This is a genomic window from Paenibacillus sp. FSL R7-0297 (genome assembly GCF_038009025.1).
Lineage (GTDB): Bacteria > Bacillota > Bacilli > Paenibacillales > Paenibacillaceae > Paenibacillus_AQ.
Map to the genome: position 1 here is coordinate 5,768,162 of NZ_JBBPAQ010000001.1, position 21,277 is coordinate 5,789,438.

The window sequence follows — 21,277 nt, forward strand, 5'->3', positions numbered from 1 at the left end:
CAGATCATTTCCGGTTCCCGCCCTTCTCCGCATACCACTCATTGACCTCAGCCGTGATCTGCTCGCCGCCAAGCTTGTTCCACTGGGCAACGAAATCATCGAACTGGCTGATCGGTCTTCCCTGAATGATATCCAGAAAGGAGTCAATCTGAAGATTATATAGAATATTCTGCTTCTCAATCATCGTCTCTGTAGGTGCACCGACGAAGTTCTCATAGAGTAGCTGAGATTTACGTTCATACCTGTCCAGGATGGAAAAAGCACCCGAAACCCCGTACGTCTTCTCCCAGCCCCAGCCTGTCTCGCTATCCGGACCACCGGCCTCATAGGCGGCAATCCGCTTCTGGATCGTCTTCGCTTCATCCTTAAGCACCGAGGCATCACCGTCCCGCCGGAAGGTCTCCAATTGCTGGAAGGCCTCCAGATTCTTCCGGACCGGAAACGGTGTCACGGGTGACAGCTTCCATACCGCCTGCGGAGCGTTATAGAACCGCTCTACCTCGCTGGTCGCTCCCCAGTTTTTCTCCAGATGCAGGTTGATCAGCTTGATGAGCGCTTCAGGATGCTTTATCCCTTGTCTGACCGCCAGGAAATGGCTGGTGCTGAACGGAAGCGGAACCTTCGGCGGGGCCCCGGATTCCGATACAAGCGGGAAGGCTTGCCACTGGGCCTGCGGATTGTGTATACGGCTGAGCTGAACCAGGAATGATCCCCACTGCTCGCCGTACAACATTCCGATCTGTTCATTCTCGATCCATTCACCGGCCTTGACCCCGTCCTTGAAGGCGAATTCCCTGTCGATCTGCCCCGTCCGGTACATGTCCTGAAGCACCAGCAAGGCGTCCTTAACCTCCGGCTGAATGCCTCCGAAGACCAGCTTGCCAGTCTTGTCCTGTACCCAGATCCCCGGATACGCGCCATAACCGGCCATAAACCCGGTAAGTCCCATTACCGGGTCCCACAGATATTTGGTCGTTGCCAGCCCGTAGGTATCCTGCCTGCCGTTCCGGTCGGGGTCCCGCTCGGTAAACGCTTTCGAGATTGCCAGCACATCCTCCATCGTCTGCGGCGGCTCCAGGCCCAGGTCTTCCAGCCAGTCCGTGCGAATCCACAGGAACATAGCGCCTTCAATAGACGAATTGGTCTCCGGGATCGCCATAAGCCTGCCGTCAATGGTGGCGGTATCGAAGGGTCCTGTTCCTTCCTCGCTCAACACCTGCCGGGTCAGCGGCGTGGCATACTTGCTGTAGACCTCCGTCAGATCCTGGATCAGCCCCGCGTTGCTGAGCACCCTTAACTGCGAGGCATTCACCCGCACAATATCGGGAATATCACCGGAGGCCAGGGATACGCCCAGCTTGCGGGAGTAGATGGAGCTCCACTCCGTCCAGTCATAGGTGACCTTAATGCCCAGCACCTCTTCATACAGATCGGTCCAGCGGTTATGCTCCAGCGTCTCCCCCGGCAATTCCTTCAGTATCTCTTCAAGCGCATCGTTGTTCTCGCGTACAAAAGAAAGCTCAACGGGCGGATCATACCTGCTTAGACCCGGCTCCTGATATAGCGGAGCGCCCCCCGTCTGTCCCTGCGGGACCGGAGAACGCTCCGGAAGACTATTGTTCCTCTCACAAGCGGTCATCAGCCCTACGGCCATACATGCTGCGACAGTCCAGATCATTCTGTTCCTGATTGTTTTGGGCACCAGTTGCAACCTCACTTTGCAAGAATATATATACCGGAATATTATATTATCCAAGCAAAGCAAAAGGAATTGTAAGGTGCAATTCTTGCCCGGCTTACCAGATCTTTACTACTTAGAAGCCGGTGACCGCCTGGAACGCCGGTTTGGGCTGATGCTGCCTGTCGAACAGCAGCGGCGCCTCGGTCCGGGCTACCGGGAAGGTGCTAAGCCAGGTATGGTCATCCGCGATTCCCCAGAACATAACTCCGCTTAGCAGCTCCTTGTGTGCTCTCAGCGCATCGAATAATTCCCCGTACCGCTCAGCCTGCTGCTGCAGGATGTCCCCCGGAACCTCCGGGCCGACATCGCTGAGATCGTTATAGACGTACAGGCTCATATCCAGCTCGGTGATCTGATTGTCGAGTCCCAGCGTGTGGAACTGCTCCAGCGATTCTATAATGCGCTCAGTGGCGGGGTATTCCAGACTAATATGCGTCTGGTGCCCCACCCCGTCAATCGGTACCCCCTTCTCCAGCATTTCCTTCACCAGCCCGTACAATCTGTCCCGCTTCACCGGATCATCCGTATTGTAATCATTGATATACAGCTTGATGTCCGGTCCCCCGGCCTTGCGGGCCGCCCGGAAGGCCGTCTCGATGAATTCGGTGCCGGTAATCCTGTACCAGTTGCTGGCCCGCATTCCGTCCGGGTCTCCCGGCTCGATGACTTCATTCACAACGTCCCAGGAGGTAATGTCCTGCTTATACCTGCTGACAACCGCGGTGACAAAGCTGTCCAGCCGCTTCAGCAGCAGCTTCTTGTTCGCTTCGCGTCTCGATGCATCGGTCTCATCGACCATCGCCCCGCCCGCCTCATCCCGGAAGAACCAATCCGGCGTCTGGTTGTGCCAGACCAGCGTATGGAAGCGCAGCTCCATGCCGTTCTCCTTGGCGAAGTCCACAATGCGGTCCGCCCGCTCCCAGGTGAAGCTGCCCTCTGCAGGCTCCATCGCATCCGGCTTCATGGCATTCTCGGCCACGAGCCAGTTCACATGCCGCTTCAGCAGCTCGGCTGCGGGTCCCTCCAGCTGTTCCGGTTCAACCGCTGCCCCTATGCGGAAGTAATCGGCATACGCCGCCGCCAGCGGCGGAACCTCCGCCTGCACCGCAGGCTCCGCTGCAGCTTCGGGCGAAGCTGTAGCGGCCGGGGCCCCAGACGGGACCGCTGTCGCGGGTCCCCCCCCGATCTCCTGCTGCTCCGGCGGCAAGGTTGCCGGAGCAGCATTGTCGCCCGGGCCGGAGCAGCCGGACAGCCACAGGAGCGCTGCGGCGAAGACCAGGCTCCGGGCCAGTCTGGCCGGGAGCCTCAGTCTGCCTTTTTTGGTCACAATCATCCTCTCCTTCTCGTCATTCACGGTTTAACCGACAATTCCTGTACGTTCAATACTCTCCACGAAATACCGCTGCACGAACAGGTAGATGATAATCAGCGGCAGAATCGCCAGCAGAATCCCGGTATCCTGAACCATGCTCAGATAGAAAGGGTCTGCCTTGGAACTTACTCCGTCCTCCAGCAGAATCCCCAGATTATAAGGCAGCGAGCCGAGCTGGGTCGCCATCACCTTGCTTGAGGTCAGATAGGTCGTGGTGAAGAAGCTGTCGTTCCACTGCCACACAAACGAGAAGAGCAGCACCGTAACGATGGAAGGTATGGCGTTGGGCAGCATAATTCTGTAGAAGGTTTTGCCCACGCCTGCCCCGTCGATATAAGCCGCTTCCTCCACCTCCTTGGGAATCCCCCTGAAGAACTGCCGGAAGATAAAAATGTACAGCCCCGCCTTCAAGGAGTTCGCCGTTGCTGACGTTAAGATAAACGGCCAGTAGGTGTTAAGCAGATTGACCGATTTGCCGGTCAGCAGCGGAATCAGCCCCATCAGGCTGAAATCCTTCAAATTCAGGTAGACCGGAATCAGAATCGTGATCGGCGGAACCAGGATCGTCAGTATGACCCCGGCGAACAGAAGCTGGCTTCCCTTGAACTTCAGCCGGGCGAAGCCGTATCCCGCGAGAGCGCAGGATATGGCGGTCAGGAGCGTAGTCAGCGCCGACAGCGTGAAGGTATTCAGCAAGGCCTGCCAGTAATCCATGATGCTGATCGCCTTAATGAAATTGTCGAGCGTATAATGCTCGGGAAGCCAGACGACGATTGGCGAATACAGATCGCTTTTATCCTTGAATGCCGTGGAAATCTTCTGAAGCACCGGATAGAGGATCACGAACGCCAGGCCTGCAATGAGTGTCAGCCGCACGAAGGACCATATCCATTTCTTCCAGCGTTCCAGCGACAGCAAACGGTTTGCATGCAATGCTCCCATCCTCCTTTTAATCATAATAGAAGACCTTCCTCGAAATCAGGTAGCTGCTGACAGCCAGAATCAAGGCAACGGCTGCGAAATACAGCCAGGCCATCGCCGAGCTTAGTCCGAAATTGAACTGGGTGAAGCCCGTCTCCCGGATCAAATCCGTCATGGCGTTATTGGAGAAGGAGTCGATAATCGTATAGATGGCATTCACCAGAATGAGCGGGCTGACCATGGGGAAGGTGATTTTCCAAAAAGCTTCATAGCCGGTTGCCCCTTCCATCTTAGAAGCCTCGTATAACTGCGGCGAGATCGTCTGGATGCCGGCCAGGAAGATCAGAATCTGTACACCGGACTGGCTCACAATATCATAAATGCGGCCCACGGCGCTGCTCAAATAATCAACCACCCATTCGCTTAAGCCCGCGTCCAGCATCATTCCTTCCAGCTCGAACGTACCCAGGCCCTGAATTGCACCGGCCCCGGCATTCTGATCGTTGACGGCCTGAATCAAGCTGGTGCTCTCCAGGCTAAGAATCACCCCGGAGGCCAGAATAACCGGCAGGAAGAAAATAGACCGGGCCAGCGATCTGCCGATAAACTTCTGATTCAGCAGCACCGCCAGAAACAGGCTGAAGATGACGATGAGCGGCACATTAATGACCATATTCAGGATGGCATCGGCTAGCGAACGGTTGAATTCGGTATTCACCGTCAGCGCCTCCACATAATTCTGCAAGCCGCTGAAATGAATAATCAGTCCGTCGGAGTTGGCCTGCACCGAGCTTAGACTGTAGCGCAGCGAAGACAACAACGGAATCAGGAAGAAGAAGATGAAGCCGAGCAGCCAGGGCAGCACATAGAAGAAGCCCATTAATGCCTTTTGATCGTTATAGGTTCTGCGGTTCAGTCTCAGTATGGATTTCACAATTGCTCACCACCCGTAATATAGCTTTCGGCTTCTATCGTGCGGCCTTCGGCAAGGACTGCCGTCCGGTTGTAGTTGACGATGACGGACAGACCGTTCTCATAGGTACTTTTATAGACACCGTCTGCCAGCTTCTCATGACCGGTCAGCCGCTGATTCTGCATATTTTTCATAACCGCGTTGACTTCCAGATACATATCGGCGGCCTGATTGATCCATTGTTCATAATTGACCGCGTACAGGTTGCCGAAGTCTGTATCCTTCACCTTGTAGTTAGGCGCATGCATCCACTCGTAATAGAGGCCGGACCCATACTCCAGACTTCTCAGCACATATTGTCTGGGGCTGGTGAAGGTGGACAGATTGAACGGCTTGCCTGTGTAATTCACATATCCCCGCACCACCATCGGATAGAACGGGATCTCCTCATCCTCCAGCTTGAACTGGCTGCTGGACACCGGTGCATTGGTAATATCGGTCAGATACGGCAGCGCATAGGCATTTCCGCCGTCAGCGAGAATACGGAGCGACTGTCCGGTGATCCGGTCCAGCGACTGGACCGATATCTGCTCGGACGCTGTCCGGTCGATCTCATGATTCTTGCGGAAATCGCTGTTCAATTGATCGGCCATGTCTCTCAGCGAGATGCCGCCGGTCTGAAACGGCCCGATCTCCTTCAGCGTGGCATCGACATATCCGCCGACCTTGGCCGGTGAAATAATATAAGCAGGGCTGACGGTACGGTCCCGCCGGTTCAAGGCCATATTGTACGGATAGACGGCTGCCGGAATTTCACTGAGCATCCGGGAAGCCTTCTGGTTAACTCTGAAGCCGGAGGCCTGGTTCGCTCTGAGCAGCGCAACGTCAGGGAATAGCTGAATGCCTTGCTCCTTGGTGAACGCCACCAGCCGGTTCAGCCCCTTGCTGCCGCCGAGCGCCTTGTCTACGGACAGCCGGTCCGGCACTTTGTGATCGAGGCCCCGGTTGAACCAGCCTGCATATTTCAGCCGGATATTGTTAATGCCGCGCTGCTGCATCTGTTCCAGAATACTCTCTGCCTCATCGAAAGTGGTCAACGGCTCCAGCGATTGATAAGGAAAGCCCAGCACATGCTTCGTCTTGGTAATTCCGCCCACCAGCTCCAGATAAAAGGGGGTATTCACGGGGGATTCCGGCGTTCCCGCCGCCTGCGCCTCAGGCAAACCGCCGTGCTGCGTCAGATAGTTCTGGTAATATCGCGCCATGCCGGGATAAGACGCCTCGTCTCCGCTCAGGAACGCATACCGGATGACGTAATCCGTCTTGGGCGGCTCCTGCTGAAATCTTGGCAGGGTACGGTTCTGTTCGGCTGACGTCAGGGTAACCTCCCCCTTGGCAATCAGGGTGAAGCTCGGATACACGTAGTTGTAACCGTTCAATCTTCCGCTGGTATCGGCATTAATCGTGGCGAGTGATGCGCCCTGCTCAATAATGCCCAGCATCGCGCCTTGCTCGCGGATCAAGCCGAACACCGGCAGCTTCACCTCCTGCTGCTGCGCATAGGCATCCGTGACCTCCATGGACCCGTCCTTGCCGTATACAGCTTGCTTGTATGCGGGGTAACGGGTCTTGCCGTTGTTGAAATGTATCAGCGCTCCGGAGCCGTCCGGCACCAGAATGGAACCGGAGTCCTTGCTCCCGCCGGCCCCCAGGAAGCTGAGGACGGAGATATCATTCACCGGATAATCGGCGGGATACCTTATGTCCGCTGCAGGAACCTTGACTACCAATTGATCCCCGTCAAGGGAGTATTCAATCGAGAGCTGGAAGATACGCGGCACCGGCTTGGTCTGGCTCAGGTTATTCTCGGTGATATCCTGCTGCAGATCCTCCTCGGTGTACCCCGCTTCCTCGAAGCCCTTCAGGGTCCGCTCCAGCTGCAGCCCCTTCAGCGCTTCATCGTTACGCTTATACACGCCCTTCTCCTCATCGAAGGTGTAGGCGATCTTCATGGTTCGCTGCCCGGTCTTATCCATCTTGCTCACAATCTTCTCCTCGAACCGCTCCTTGCCCACCATCATGGGCAGATCCTCCGCCGTCTTGGCGGTCGTTCCGAACTGGTAGAAGACCTTGATGCCTTCCGGCGTCTGTTCCAGCTTCATTTGCTTGTGGGCCACGCTGTCTGTATACGAATTGACAGAGCTGACCTGGCCCAGATTGTTGTAGAAATCCAGCTTGAGCTGCGCGGATAACAGGTCTTTATTCTCTCCGCTGGCCTTGGCATCGGCTTCACGATCAGGCGGATTACTATACCAGAGCGTTCCGTCCGACTGGTTCTTGACGGCGATACCTCCGGTAGCTTCATCCATATACAGCCGGAGCTGCTTATTCTCCAGAACACCCTTCATGCCATCCACAGCTGTATCGTCAAAGGCGGGCTTCAGACCGCCCCCTTCAAAGGACACTTCAAGCTTCGGTTCATGCCCGCCGGCCTGGCTGCCTGAGCTTGACGATGTACAGCCTGCCAGCACACTCATACTGAAGAGAATCGAGAGCAGCATGATTAACGGCTTCCTCATTCCCGGTCCTCCTCCTATCCTCTCAAGACAATCTCTTGGTATATGGTTGAGATAAACACAATCATCTGCTGAACCAGACTGAAGAACAGCAGGGTCAGGAATGCCATGAACGCCATGGCAAGCACCGTGAGCAGAATCGTCCCGACCGTTTTGGACGGGGAGAACTGGTGCACGGTCATAATGCCCACGAACAACAGCAGGCCCGACCAGATGACGGCAAAGTTTTTGAAAAAATAATAAAAGGAGCTTTCCTGCACCGAGATAAAATTACTGATCCAGATCCACGGGAAGTTAATCAGCACAATCGGCAGCAGGGAGAAGCAGGTGGTAATAAAAATCTCCACGAACTTCCCTTCCCCGTCCATCAGCGTGGTCAGCGACCAGTTCGCCACACACCAGAAGAGGACAGGAACCAGGACATAGACTACTTCCATCAGACTGTTCAGATACTTAGGATCACTATGATTCACCAGAAATCCGCTATATTGACTGCCCAGCACATTGGTTAGGATCAGCATAAACAGAATGCCGAAGGACAACATCAGGCTCGTTTTTTGACTGCGTTCATATTTGAGATCCCAGTATCCGTTGAACGGATGAACGATAACGTACAGCGGATGTTGCAGCGCTTCTCTGTTCAATGTAGCTCAACCTTCTTTCTGGCCTTCATTTTCCGGTACACTCTCACGCCCAGCCATAGGGATGCCAGCATGATCAGAAAGGTCATGATCGTGGAGAATTGTCCGCGGAGCACTTCCTTGCGGTAGAGCAGGAACGCTTTCGAATAGTTGGGACGGTCCATGCTGCGCTTGAAATACTCCGTCGCCTCCTTGTACTCGCCTTTGCGCAGATAAGCCTTACCTATGCCCGCATAAGCATATTCCATATTCGCATTCAGATTCACAACCTCGCTGAACTGCTGATAGGCCATCTCTTCATCACCGCTGTAGTAACTTCTGACTGCGCTGTTCAGCATTCTTCCGTACTCTGTGGTCTGAAATACCGTAATCTCCCCCAGCGCCTGATCCAGTACAAGGATATCGTCACCGCTGTGCTCAATGGCCACCGGGGAGTTGAATTCGCCCAGACGGTTCCCGATTCCGCCGATAATGTACATCAGATATCCGTCCCCGTTGTAGGTGAACACCCGGCCCCGGCTGGCATCCAGAACGGAATAGATCTCACTGTCGCTGACATCAATATCCACGAGGCGCGGAGCGCCACCCGAGCGCGTGGAGTAGAGCAGATCGCCACTCGGCTTGTAATAGCCCTCTCTGCGCAGAATATCGGCCCCCTGCGCGTTCAGCTTCTTGATCGGGTCGCCGAACTCATCCCCGTTGGTAGCGTAGAGGAAGCCTTCATCATTGATATCCAGATTGGTGAATTCGGTTGGCGTATACATCACCATCTGCTCACGCTGCGCCTTGGTCGATATGGATTTCCAGAAGTAATCCACAGCATCGACACGTACCCGGTTCGCACCGGTGAAGGACTTGAAGGCTCCGTCTGCGCCGAATTCCATGAAGCCGTCGAATACACCGGCAGACATCACATAGATCCGGTCCGCTTTGTCTACAGCTACACGGACAGGCTGAAATTCGAAGCTTGCCGGCAGCAATTCGGACTTCGGCGATTCCATGATACCGATCGCCCTTAAGCCGCTATCGAAATGAACAATCCGCTTATTGCCGGTATCCGCAACATAGACCTCCTTCTGCTGCGTCACATAAATCCCCTGCGGATTATTGAACTTCTCCGCCTTCCCTTTGAACTGGAACGCGTCTACTGTCTTTATGGATTTGTAGTCCTGATCCAGAATCACAAACCGGTTATTGCCGCTGTCCAGCACATAGATCTGCTTGTCGGCCGTTACCTGAATATCCTGCGGATTCTTGAACTCGCCAGCACCGGAGCCTGCACCCGTGATCAACGTGCTTGCCTGATAAGCGGACGGAGCCGCCACACTATACCCCCAGTATGAATAATTGTAGGAAGGGGCTGCGCTCTCCGCCGAGGCAAGCTCTCCGCGAAGTCCCAGGCAGACCAGGCAGCACAAGGCCAGCAGGCCGGTTCTCAGTTTCTTTATCCTTGCGACCATCGTCACCGTTCCTCCTCTCTACTCTTTCATACCGGATGTGGCCATCGTCTGAATGACACTGCTCTGTGAAATAATGAACAACAGGATCGGCACGGTCATCAGCAGCAAGGCCACCGCAGCCCCTACTCCGGCACGTGCAATCCCGCCCTGGATAACCTGGCTGAGCGCATAGTGAAGCGTTTTAAGGTTCTCGCTGTAGATGAAGCTGCCTCCATCCGTGCCCCACAGGGCTGGAAATTGCAGGATCATCAGCGTCAGCCAGGCCGGCTTCACATTGGGCATCACGATCTGCCAGAACACGCGGTATTCATTCGCACCATCAATTTTGGCCGCTTCGATCAGCGCATCCGGGATCTGCTCCATGAACTGCTTCATCAGGAACAACCCCAGCGAGAAGGCCAGTGAAGGAACGATAATCGCCGCCTGTGTATTAATCCACCCGAGCTGTGACATGACCAGGTAATTGGGAATTGCCGTCACATGAGGCGAGAACATCAGGGACAGCACCACAATCCTGAACAGCATATTGGAGCCGGGGAACCTGAATTTGGCCAAAGGATAGGCCGCAGCCGAAGCGAGCAGGATATGGCCTGCGGTTCCTACCAGTGTAATCAGCAGGGTATTCGCTACATATCTGGTGAACGGTACCCAGGAATTCCCCATGATCACCACCAGATCGGTGAAGTTCTCCAGCGTCGGGTTCCGCACAAGAAATCTCGGCGGGAAGATAAATAGTTCATCCAGCGGCTTGAAGGCATTGTTCACGGTATAGATCAGCGGGAGAACCATGAACGAGCCGAAGGCGAGCAGCAGGCCGAACAGCATCAAGCTGACAGTAAAGGACCGGTTCAGTCTTTTTTGAGGGCGAAACGCCCCTATAACTCTCGAATACAGGGTCATTCACCCACCTTTCTGAGCAGTTTCTGGGTCATCATATTGGTACCGATCATAATACCGAAGAGAATGGTAGCAATGGCAGAAGCATAGCCCATCTCAAAGCGGAGCGTCCCGTAATCCATCAGATGGGTTACCACCGTATGCCCCGCATAGTTGACGCTTGGGAACCCCGCAAGCGCGATGGAGACCTCGGCCACCGCGAAGGAGGCGGTGATCTGCATAACTGCACCGAACATTAGCTGCGGCCGCATGGACGGCAGCGTGATGAACCACAGCTCCTGCCAGCGGTTCCTGATCCCGTCCATGGCCCCCGCCTCGAACAGCGTTTGGTCTACGGTCTGCAGACCGGCGATGAATGCCAGAAAGCTGGTGCCCAGACTTAGCCAGAGCTGAACGATAATGACAATGGCGAGGATATACTTCTCATTCTGCAGCCATTGGATCGGCTCCAGCAGCACCCCGATCTTCATCAGGAAGCCGTTGAGATACCCGTAGCTGTCCCCAGAGAAGACAATCAGCCAGATAAAGAACACATTGCCCGAGATGGATGGCGCATAGAATACCAGCGTCATCAGAGCCCTGACGAAGGGCGACAGTTCATTGATCAGCCAAGCGAACAGGAAGCAGGCGATATAGCTTAACGGACCCGTGATGACTGCGAACAGGAAGGTATTCTTCAGCGCAATCATGAATACATCGTCGCCCAAAAGCAGCCTTGAATAGTTCTCCCACCCGACGAACCGCGGCGTCTCCAGCATATTGAAGTAGAAGAAGCTTAGCCCGAAGGAGACGACCACCGGGATCACTGTGAATAGGAAGAAGATAATCATATAGGGACTCATCATGAAATAATAATGCTTGCTCTTCTTGATATCTTTCCATAATTGCGCCCGGCGGGACACCTTGACGGGACCGCCGGCCAGCCCATGTAAGGCTGGTTCAGCGGTATTGTGTATTTGTACCATCGGCTCACAGCCTCCAAACTAATACGGAAGTTTGAATTCCTTCCGTTTGATCTGAATTTCATCGTTAATATAGATCAGATAATCCGACAGCGCTTCGCGCGGATTCACGTTCCCGTTAACCACCTTGCGGAACGCATTGTCCAGATGTCTGCCTGTGAAGTATCCGCCCGGAACCTGCGGATTGCCCTTCACCCATTGCCACTGGTTCTCCAGCTGGGTATAATCCTTCACCGGCCACGGCAATTCCTCCAGCGCCTCGATATTGGCGGTCGGATAACGTGCCGCCGCCCCCATCAGCCCTTCCATTTCCCGGCCGTACTGGACCTGGGTGTCCTTACCCGTCCACCACTTCATGAATTCCCAGGACGAATCCTTATCCTTGGCATTCTCCAGAAGCATTACGCCGGTCGTATGACTGGCTACGCTATGATCCACCGTACCGTCCGCCTGCTTCGTTCCTGGCACCACCGCGAATTCCCACAGGTTACGGATCTCCGGTGCCATCACGGTCAGGCTGTTGTAGATGGTATAATCGGCAATCCCGATCGGGATCTCCCCGGTACGGAAGCGGTTCGGAAAGTCCACCTTCACCGGGAACTTGTAATTGGTATAGAACTGGGTCCATGTGTTGAATTCACTCATGGAGGTCTCCGAGTTCAATGCGCTTCGCTTCTGGTCGTCCGTATACAATTGACCCCCGTTCTGATAGAGCAGCATGGTGAAGGCCGCATTCGGCACCAGTGTAGCATTGTTCAGCGTATCCTCCAGCGGCAGATAGAACTCCAGGTTATGCCGCTGCAGCACAGAAACTACGTTGTAGACCTCCTCCCAGGTGGTTGGCGGCTCCAGGCCAAGCTCCTTCAGAATATCCTTCCGGTAGAACAGCATCGGGAAGATCTGCTGCTCGGGAAGCCCGTAGACGCTTCCGTTATACTGGTAAGGCGTGAGGGCGCTGTCCCGGAACCGGGAGGCCACCTCCTCGAAGTCCGCGAAGCGGGATAAATCCGCAGATGCCTTACGCATGGCATAGTTAACCGGAAGGTCCTCTCCAATCTGCATGGCTACATCCGGCCCTTCCCCGGCCAGGGTGGCGGGCAGCAGAATGTTCGGTGGCACCAGTCTCAGCGCAACGGAGATGCCCGTATCCGGGGTGAACGTATCGTCAATCATGCTCTTCATTACCTGAGCCTGATCCCGGCCGGTCGAAATCCAGACCGTGATCGACTTCTGGTTCTTCGCCACATTACCAATGCTGTCATAATCAGCGGTATACGACGCGCCATACGCTCTCAGCTCATGCTTCAGCTTCTGGAAGAAGGTAGCCTGCGCACGGGGCAACGGCTTGCCGGGTGCCGAGATCACCAGGGAATCCAGCGTCAGCGGCTGCTCCCGTACGCTAAGTATCCAGGTGCCCAGTCCGCCGACATTAGTTTTGAAGGAGACCAGCCGTTTGGCTACCGTATCCGGATGCTCTGCCATATCCTCCAGCTGGGTTACCATCGAGTACAGGACCGATACTTTGTCGCTGCGCTCTCCGGTCGCCTGCTCCAAATATTCACCGACACTGCGGATGATCTCTGCCTGCTCCTTGAATACCTTGGTCATATTCGGTATCCGCTTCTCCAGCTGATAATCGCGGAATTTGTCCGGATTATTGGAGGTAATCGCCAGAACATTACGGTACATTTCATTCAAGGTCAGGACGCTGGACTGAATGGTACGGACCAGAGGCGCGATATCGCCCAGCGTTACAGTCAGCCTTAGCCGGTGTGTCCCTTGGGTAAGATGGAACAGGTAAGGCTCCTCCCCGCCCAGTACGTTCATCTGCCAGCCGGGACTGTAATTGAACCGGATTTTCTTCATCTCTGTGAACGGGTATTCACCGTCAATCGTCAAGCTGCGGTTGGCATAGACGCCCCGTAGCTGATTCTGCTTCTCCTTGAGTGCTATCCGGTACAGCCCGTCTTCGGGGACGTCAATCTGCCACTCAATCCATTGCCCCGGCAGCTTCCAGTTCACCCCTCCGATCGTATTGATCCTTAAATTGGAGACATCATAAGGAACAACCGCCGGACTGGAGCGGTCAGATAGCGGGTATAAAGTAGGCGAGGATTTGGCGGACGCCGCTTCGGCCTGAACCTCAATATCAGGCTCTGTTACCGGCTTCAGGCTCTGAGCCTCATACTCCTGTTTGGCCTCCGCATAAGATCTCACTTCCCGGTCCTGGAACAGCTCAATGTAATCTATAGCCATCGGCTCACGGAGTGCGCTCAGCGACAAGGTCTGATTCCCCTGCTCCAGGTAGAAGGAATACGGCTCCTCATAGAAGCCCTCACTGTCGGCAATCACCGTGGACTGCCACACCGGCTGCTCCACCTGTCTGGGGCGGAGATCGTTCCCGCGGTCGTCCTGCTTGATGACCTCCTCACGGTTCCCCCAGACCCGGTCGAACAATAATGTATCCGCACCCTTGAACGGGATCTGCTGATTAATGGAGAAGGAACGCTCAATGGAGGAGCTTTTGCCTTCCACCGGGTAATAATGAACCCGGATGTTGTACAGTCCGGCTTCCGGAACCGGCACCTCCCAGGAGATCGTTCCCTCTTCCGGGGTAATGACCGCCGTGCCGTCAAGCCCCTCGTATTGCGCTTTGACTTCAAAGAGGTCACCCTGATTGCGGGAATAGTCCTCCCCCTCAATCCGAAGCTCCCGCTCTGGCCGTGCAGCGTTCCCGTATTGCTTCAGATAAGCTTCATAGCTGCCTTCCTCCGCTTCCTGCAGGACGGCAGTGAACTTGCCCGCCGCCGGAGAATCGGAATGAACAGGCTGCCCCGAGGAATTCAATATCCAGATCGTCCCGGCCAGCAGGACAACAACCAATATTATCGCTGTGCTTCTATTTCGAATATTCAACGTTCTCCTCCCCTTAAGCGCTGGATCATAAGTCTAATGTCAGCGAAAATGGGAACAACAGTCCGCCGGGGACTGTTGTTCCATCCGGGTATCCGGTTATTTTTTGTATACGGCGTCCACAGAAGCCTGGACCTTAGCCTTGTACTTCTGGATGACCGTGGAGGCTGAAGTTCCCTTCTTCAGTTCGTCAAGCAACTCATAGTACGGCATGGTCGAGAATGTATTATGGTTCGTTAACAGCATCCCGCCCTCTACCAGCTTGGCATTATTAATATCATCTTCGTTGTCATACGTACTCTCCAGGGATGCCTGCTTAGGATAATCGTAGATCGACTCGATGTCGTTGATCTTCTCCCAGATATACAGCAGCCATTCCGGATTCTCGACCTTCTTCGGGATCGTCAGGAACTGGACATTGGACTCTACGCTGTGATATTCGGTCGCATTCGGGCCTTTGGGAAAAGGAACGAACCCGATATCATAATCCTTCATATCCGTCTTGAAGCCATTCGCCTCATAATCCGCCCCCGCATACATCAGCGTGTTCCCCTGGCGGAAGAACTGCGCCGGTTCCTGCCAGTCGCCGCCTTCTGTCGGTCTGGCTACCTTCTCGGCACCCAGCTTCGAGATGAACTTGAAGACCTCCAGCGCCTTGGGATCATCGAGATTCTGCTTGTCGTCTATCGTCAGATCAGTCTCGTTGGAGGCCAGGGCCATTTCCAGGAACCCGCCTGAAGCCAGTCCCCAGACATCAAGTTTACCGTTGTTATCCGTATCTTTATTGGCCTCTTTGGCTACCTGGGTGAAGGTATCCCAGTTCCAGTTATCCTCGTTAACATATTCCTGAAGCGGCTTCATGCCTAGCTTCTTCATCAAGGTCCGGTTATAGAATACACCGCTGATCAGATTGCCCGCATTCTCCGAGAATCCATAGCCCTTGCCGTTGTATTGTGAGAATTCCGTCGTCATTTGCTGGTTGAAGGCATTCTCATTCTTCGTATAATCATCAACCGGCCAGAACAGATCCTGCTTGGTCAGCGCCGGAATCATATAGGCCTTGCCCATTCGGACAATATCTCCAAGCGGTTCACCGGCCACCAGTGAAGCTACAACCTTCTTCTGGTATTCGCCGAAGTCCAGCGCCACATATTCAACCTTGAAATTATGCTTCTTCTGGAGTTCCTTCAGATTCTTCGAGCGCTGGATATTGTCCGGGTTGTCCTCAGGGATCGTCATATCCCACCAGGAGACAATCTTGATCGTTCTGCCGCCCATATCGAAATCCATTTCCGGTGTGGCGGTGGTTGGCTCTGCGGTTGCTGAAGCTTCAGGTGTTGCCTCTGCCGCCGGCGTATTCGCCGAAGCAGCTGGCTTCGCTGACGCCCCTCCCCCGGCATTCCCGCCGTTCCCTGATCCTCCGCCGCATGCCGTCGTTGCAGCCACTAACAACATACTAATGAGTACTGACATTACCTTTTTAGTCCGCATTATGTGCCCCCCCAAATATGAATGACTTACCTCGAAAGTTTAGCGCTTACATTTTCAGGCAACAACCTGTCTAACTTCAGGTGTTCACCTGTCAAATTATAGGTCCGGCCGACAAGCCCTTACACACCGGGCAACGCAGTTCCGATCAAGTAAACAAATGGAGCCTGGTGCAAGAATTGCACATTGTAGCCCTTCGCTCTGTTGCACATAATGAATGGAGGTAGCCTTAACTTCTCTTAAGAAAGCGGGGTCTTCATGTTGTACAGAATCTTGTGTGTCGAGCGGAACCGTCATGTGCGGGAGATCGCTTCTTATATGGCAGGGAGCAGGCTTAATAATTTCATCTTACATGCACATGCTGATTATTCTTCCGATATTCTCCGGCTGATCCATAGCGAGGGGATTTCACTGGTTCTTCTGAATATCCGGGGCGTCCACACGCCGGGCATGAGACTCTGTGAGCAGATTAGACGGGGGAGCTCCGTTCCGATTATCCTTCTGGGGGGCAGCGGGGATTTCGAATTGGCGCGTCAAGCGCTGCTCTATAATGTAAGCGATTACTTGACGGACCCGGTTGATCCGTCGGAGCTGGGCAAAAGTCTGGAGGCGGTTAGACGGGGCTTTGCCTCTGAGGACAGACCTGCTGCGATGGCACAGGATGATCAGAAGGCCAGTGTTCAAGAGCCGGCACCCTCCTGTCCGATCGTCAGTACGATCAAGCAGTACGTGGATGAGCAGCTCCATCATAATATTACACTCAAGCGGATCTCCGATTCCCTGAACTTCAATTGCGCGTATCTCGGACAGAAATTCAAACAGCAGGAGAATATGTCCTTCAACGAATATCTGCTGCGGCAGCGGATGGAGAAGGCGAAGCTGCTTCTGGAAACGACTGATATGAAGATCTATGAGATTGCAGATGCTGTAGGATATACGGAAATCGACTGGTTCTACAAAAAATTCAGAGAATACACCGGAGCAAGTGCCAACGAATACCGTAAGCAATGCTTCATCACAGCATGAGCCGGCTCACCTGTAACCGGACAATGCAGGCGTTTAGCATCATACTAATAATTTGAAACTATTATATTTTATTGTAAATTAGTAATATAACTGTTATTCATTCGTAATTTCACCTAACAATAGATCAATAACTGGTGAGGATCTGTCATTGTTTGAAGGCAAACGATAATTTATTATAATTCCATAGATATGTAAGCGCTATCAATAAAGACAGGTTAGGGGAAATAGCGTTCCGCAAACCCACCGCGCAGGTTGAACTTCGTTTTTTGTAAGAAGGGGGATGACATACTGGATTATATATAAGGGATAGCAGCCCTGGTGAAGGCTTTTAATGAAGCAATATACAAAGAGAATATGATGAGGAGTGAAACGATGCGCAGCCAGAGCATAAGAAGCAATTCTTTCCGGAAATTTCTTTACATTTCTCCCTTTATGGTTTTACTTGCTGTCTTTGCATACTATCCGCTCTATGGATGGGTATATGCCTTCTTTGACTATACCCCGCCCATTCCGTTGTCCCAATCACCGTTTGTCGGCTTCAAATGGTTTCACTCCCTGGTCGAGAATCAGGTCAAGATTGATCAGTTGCTTCAGGTCATCAAGAACACCTTCGGCATCAGCGGACTGGGCATTCTCTTCTCCTGGCTCCCTATGATCTTCGCCATCTTCCTGACAGAGATCAAGGCTGTCCGGTTCCGTAAATTCATTCAGACCGTAACCACACTGCCTAACTTTATCAGCTGGGTCCTCGTCTACTCCCTGGCCTTCTCCATGTTCTCTAGTGAAGGTATGGTCAACGGCTTCCTCCACATGACGGGACTGTCCGATTCTCCGGTTCTTTTCCTTCAGAGCTCGGATCATGTCTGGCTTACCATGTGGTTCTGGGCTACCTGGAAGACACTCGGCTGGTCAGCTATCCTGTATATCGCCGCCATCATGGGCATTGACGAGTCGCTGTATGAAGCAGCTTATGTGGACGGTGCAACCCGGATGCAGGTGATCCGGCATGTCGTATTGCCAAGCATGATGCCGACTTATTTTGTTTTGCTGATGCTCCAGATTGCAAGCTTCCTGAACAATGGACTGGAGCAATATTTTGTCTTCCAGAATGCATTTAACAAGGACACTATGCAGGTTCTCGATTTATATGTGTATAACCTCGCCATGGGCGGCGGCAGTTATTCCGTCTCCGTTGCCATCAGTATGCTGAAGAGCCTGATCAGCGTTGTGCTTCTCTTTTCGGTAAACGGACTGTCCAAATTATTGAGAGGAGAGGGCATCGTATGAGTGACAACCAGACTGGACTTACGCCAATTAGCCGGGATATAAACATTTCCAAAAAAACGATCAAAATGCAGGTCAGCGCCACCGACAAAATTATTTCAACAATCGTCTATATCCTGTTCTCCCTCTTCGCCTTCATTTGTGTCTATCCGTTCTATTCGATCATTATCAATACCATCAGCGCGAACGATCTCAGTGCCAGGGGTGAGATTATCTTCTGGCCTAAGGGGATTCATTTCCAGAACTATGTAGATGTATTCAAAATACCGGGCCTTGGGAATGCCTTTGTCATTTCGCTGGGCAGAACGGTAATAGGCACCCTTCTCACTGTAGGTGCTTCTGCCTTCCTGGGATTCATGTTTGCGCAGGAGGATATGTGGGGCAAGAAATTCTGGTACCGCTTCACCATCATCACGATGTTCTTCAATGCCGGGATCATCCCGTGGTATCTGACCATGAGAACCCTGCATCTTACCGACAATTTCCTGGCGTATATTCTTCCGTCCGTGGTAGCCCCGTTCTTCATCATCCTAGTCAAAACCTTCGTGGAAGCTACGCCGAAGGAGCTGCAGCAGGCGGCCAGTATTGACGGTGCCGGGATCTTCACGATTTTCTACAAAATCATTCTGCCGATCAGCAAGCCTATCCTTGCAACCGTTGCCATCTTCTCGGCGGTCAATCAATGGAACTCCTTCCAGGATACGCTGCTGCTGGTGACGGACAGCAAATTGTACAGCCTGCAGTTCATTCTGTACAACTACATCAACCAGGCAAGTTCCTTGTCCACCATGGTTAATCTGCAGAACGCCGGATCAACGGCAATGGCCACTCTGGCTACCAAGCAGACCTCTACCTCCATCCGCATGACGGTAACCATTATCGTTGTCGCACCTATTCTGCTGGTATATCCGATCTTCCAGAGATTTTTCGTTAAAGGAATTATAATTGGTGCTGTCAAAGGCTAATGCGCCTGCGCCATTTATGATACATTAAACATTCGGGGGGCTACACATGAGAACACATATTAAGCTGGGAAGAAAGTCCGCGCTGTTACTAGGGACGACCATACTGCTGGTAACAACGGCACTAAGCGGCTGCAGCGGGAATTCCAACAATGGTGGCACTGCAGCGGGGACGGCCGAACCCGGAACACCTACTGAGTCATCCGATCCGGGCACTGGCGGCATTGATCACAGCAAACCTTTGACCATTACGGTATTTAACAATGCGGCTAACTATCAGGGCGAGCAGACCGGGTGGTACGGCAAGCTGCTCAAAGACAAGTTCAATATCACACTGAACATTCTGGCTCCGCAGGTAGCCGGCGATCAGCTGTACAAGACCAGATCTGCATCAGGAGATCTGGGTGACCTCCTCATTATTGAGAACAGCCAGCTTGAGGAATTAATTCCGGCGGGTATGATTATGGATCTTACGGACTTGATTAAGAATACAGAGCATCTGTCCAAATATGTAGACAACCACTTCAAGCCGTTCAATGTTGCCTTCGAGAAGCAGAATCCGGACGGTAAAATCTATGCCCTGCCGGCCTTCACCGCCGATACTTCACCAACCACCTTCTCGGAGGAGCTGCCATACTCCAGCCCGATACTGCCTTGGGACTATTACAAGGGAATCGGCGCGCCAAAGCTGAACAATCTGAACGATCTGATGACCGCCCTCAAGGACATGCAGGCCAAATATCCGAAGACTCCGGACGGCAAGCCAATTGTTCCGATCACGCTGTGGAAGGACTGGGACGGCGGAAGCATGGAGAATGTCCGCTGGCTCAGCAACTGGTATGGCTATGAGCAGCCGAACGGGACTACAACCATTCAACTGAATGCCAAAGGTGATATCGTTCCGATCGTAGACGACAATAGCATGTACAAGAAGATTCTACAGTTCTATTATGACGCTAACAAAATGGGCCTTGTCGACCCGGACTCCCCTTCCCAGGACTGGACCAAGGTATCCGAGAAGCTGACCAACAAACAGGTTCTTCTGCTGTGGTATTCCTGGCAGAGAGGCTTCTACAACACGATTGAAAGAGGCAACCAGGGCGACGGCAACGTAGCGGTTCCAATTGCGGACAGCCACTTGATCCAGAACAGTGATGCTTACTTCGGGAACGGAAGAGTCTTTGCCATCGGCTCCAAAGCGAAAGAACCGGAAAGAATCATGGAACTGATGGACTGGATGTCTTCCCCTGAAGGCTTGCGCTACTACACCAACGGCTTTGAAGGCTTCAACTATGAAAAAACACCTGAAGGCAAATTCAAGCTGACGGAAGTAGGCCAAACAGCATTCCAGGAAAACACCCCTGTACCTGATGAGTACGGCGGCGGCGGTTATCAGGATGGCCAGAGCAAAGTGAACTCGATGATCATGAGTGATTTCGTAGTCGATCCGGAAACCAAGGAGTTCTACAACAGCACCTATTGGGCTTCCACCATTGAAGCCAACAAAACAGCGCTGACAACAGACTGGCAGAAAACCTATGATGCGACCACTCCGACCGAATACTATCAGAAGAACAACATGATTGATATCGTACCTAATATCAACACAAGTCTTGGCTCGGATTCTTCGGATGTTAAGAATAAACGCAGCCAGATTTCGGATTATGTGAAGAACACTTCCTGGAAAATGATCTTTGCCAAGGATCAGGCTCAATTCGATCAGCTCTGGACCAAACTGAAGAGCGATGTAACCGGTCTCGGCTGGGATGATGTATTCGCCGTAGATAAGGAAAGAGCAGACAAAATCGTTAAAATGCGTGCCGATGCAATCGCGAATAAATAAGCAGTGACCGGATGCACAGAAAAAAAAGGCAGCCCTGGCTTGGGGCTGCCTTTTTCGCGCTTAAGTATATATTAAGCCAACCTCTGCGGCCTAATGCTGCACAGTTCCGGCCAATTGAGCCCCTCGTCGGCCAACCTGCCTACCATTCTCCGGCCAATCCAGCCCCTCGTCGGCCAACAAGTGGAAAAACATATCTTAATTTACCAGCTTCCGGCGTTTGTAGACATATAAGTGGAAAAATAGCATCTAATTTTGCTATTTTCTCCATTTAGGGTGAG

15 protein-coding genes are annotated in these 21,277 nt (G+C 53.1%); 4 read left to right on the forward strand and 11 right to left on the reverse strand.

Annotation, left to right across the window (positions count from 1 at the left end; all coding sequences use genetic code 11):
• Positions 1-4: 4 nt before the first annotated feature.
• From MKZ24_RS25365 to MKZ24_RS25415, 11 genes are all read right to left on the reverse strand, one after another.
• Entirely contained in the window at positions 5-1,678 is a 1,674-nt protein-coding gene (locus tag MKZ24_RS25365; RefSeq protein WP_445324198.1) for an extracellular solute-binding protein, read from the reverse strand.
• A gap of 136 nt (positions 1,679-1,814) precedes the next feature.
• A complete protein-coding gene (locus tag MKZ24_RS25370; protein WP_340787985.1) occupies positions 1,815-3,068 on the reverse strand; it encodes an endo-1,4-beta-xylanase in 1,254 nt (417 codons plus the stop codon).
• Between the two features lie 30 nt (positions 3,069-3,098).
• Entirely contained in the window at positions 3,099-4,046 is a 948-nt protein-coding gene (locus tag MKZ24_RS25375) for a carbohydrate ABC transporter permease (RefSeq protein ID WP_340787987.1), read from the reverse strand.
• A 16-nt stretch (positions 4,047-4,062) separates the two neighbouring features.
• Positions 4,063-4,968 (reverse strand): carbohydrate ABC transporter permease, encoded by a 906-nt coding sequence (locus MKZ24_RS25380; protein WP_042235219.1) that lies wholly within the window; start codon positions 4,966-4,968, stop codon positions 4,063-4,065.
• Positions 4,965-7,526, reverse strand: a complete 2,562-nt coding sequence (locus tag MKZ24_RS25385) for a DUF5696 domain-containing protein (RefSeq protein ID WP_340787989.1) — start codon at positions 7,524-7,526, stop codon at positions 4,965-4,967. The genes MKZ24_RS25380 and MKZ24_RS25385 overlap by 4 nt, the downstream gene beginning before the upstream one ends.
• A gap of 14 nt (positions 7,527-7,540) precedes the next feature.
• Positions 7,541-8,167, reverse strand: a complete 627-nt coding sequence (locus MKZ24_RS25390) for a YIP1 family protein (protein ID WP_340787991.1) — start codon at positions 8,165-8,167, stop codon at positions 7,541-7,543.
• A complete protein-coding gene (locus tag MKZ24_RS25395) occupies positions 8,164-9,624 on the reverse strand; it encodes a hypothetical protein (protein WP_042235214.1) in 1,461 nt (486 codons plus the stop codon). The genes MKZ24_RS25390 and MKZ24_RS25395 overlap by 4 nt, the downstream gene beginning before the upstream one ends.
• 18 nt (positions 9,625-9,642) lie before the next feature.
• Positions 9,643-10,524, reverse strand: coding sequence for a carbohydrate ABC transporter permease (locus MKZ24_RS25400; protein ID WP_340787997.1), 882 nt, complete (start codon positions 10,522-10,524; stop codon positions 9,643-9,645).
• Positions 10,521-11,486, reverse strand: a complete 966-nt coding sequence (locus tag MKZ24_RS25405; RefSeq protein ID WP_340788000.1) for a carbohydrate ABC transporter permease — start codon at positions 11,484-11,486, stop codon at positions 10,521-10,523. Before MKZ24_RS25405 ends, MKZ24_RS25400 begins: the two co-directional genes overlap by 4 nt.
• 18 nt (positions 11,487-11,504) lie before the next feature.
• Complete coding sequence (locus tag MKZ24_RS25410; protein WP_340788003.1) at positions 11,505-14,399, reverse strand: extracellular solute-binding protein; 2,895 nt, start codon at positions 14,397-14,399, stop codon at positions 11,505-11,507.
• 96 nt (positions 14,400-14,495) lie between these two features.
• Positions 14,496-15,887: an ABC transporter substrate-binding protein gene (locus tag MKZ24_RS25415; RefSeq protein ID WP_340788005.1), complete on the reverse strand. Its 1,392-nt coding sequence runs from the start codon at positions 15,885-15,887 to the stop codon at positions 14,496-14,498.
• Positions 15,888-16,142: 255 nt separating this feature from the next.
• Here MKZ24_RS25415 and MKZ24_RS25420 point away from each other — a divergent pair, with 255 nt between their 5' ends.
• From MKZ24_RS25420 to MKZ24_RS25435, 4 genes are all read left to right on the forward strand, one after another.
• Positions 16,143-16,910 (forward strand): helix-turn-helix transcriptional regulator, encoded by a 768-nt coding sequence (locus MKZ24_RS25420; protein WP_340788010.1) that lies wholly within the window; start codon positions 16,143-16,145, stop codon positions 16,908-16,910.
• Positions 16,911-17,264: 354 nt separating this feature from the next.
• Positions 17,265-18,197, forward strand: a complete 933-nt coding sequence (locus tag MKZ24_RS25425; protein WP_340788013.1) for an ABC transporter permease subunit — start codon at positions 17,265-17,267, stop codon at positions 18,195-18,197.
• A complete protein-coding gene (locus MKZ24_RS25430) occupies positions 18,194-19,159 on the forward strand; it encodes a carbohydrate ABC transporter permease (protein ID WP_197073078.1) in 966 nt (321 codons plus the stop codon). Before MKZ24_RS25425 ends, MKZ24_RS25430 begins: the two co-directional genes overlap by 4 nt.
• Before the next feature lie 46 nt (positions 19,160-19,205).
• The gene (locus MKZ24_RS25435; RefSeq protein WP_340788018.1) at positions 19,206-20,999 is read left to right on the forward strand and encodes a hypothetical protein; all 1,794 of its coding nucleotides are present in this window, start codon (positions 19,206-19,208) and stop codon (positions 20,997-20,999) included.
• Positions 21,000-21,277 lie beyond the last annotated feature (278 nt).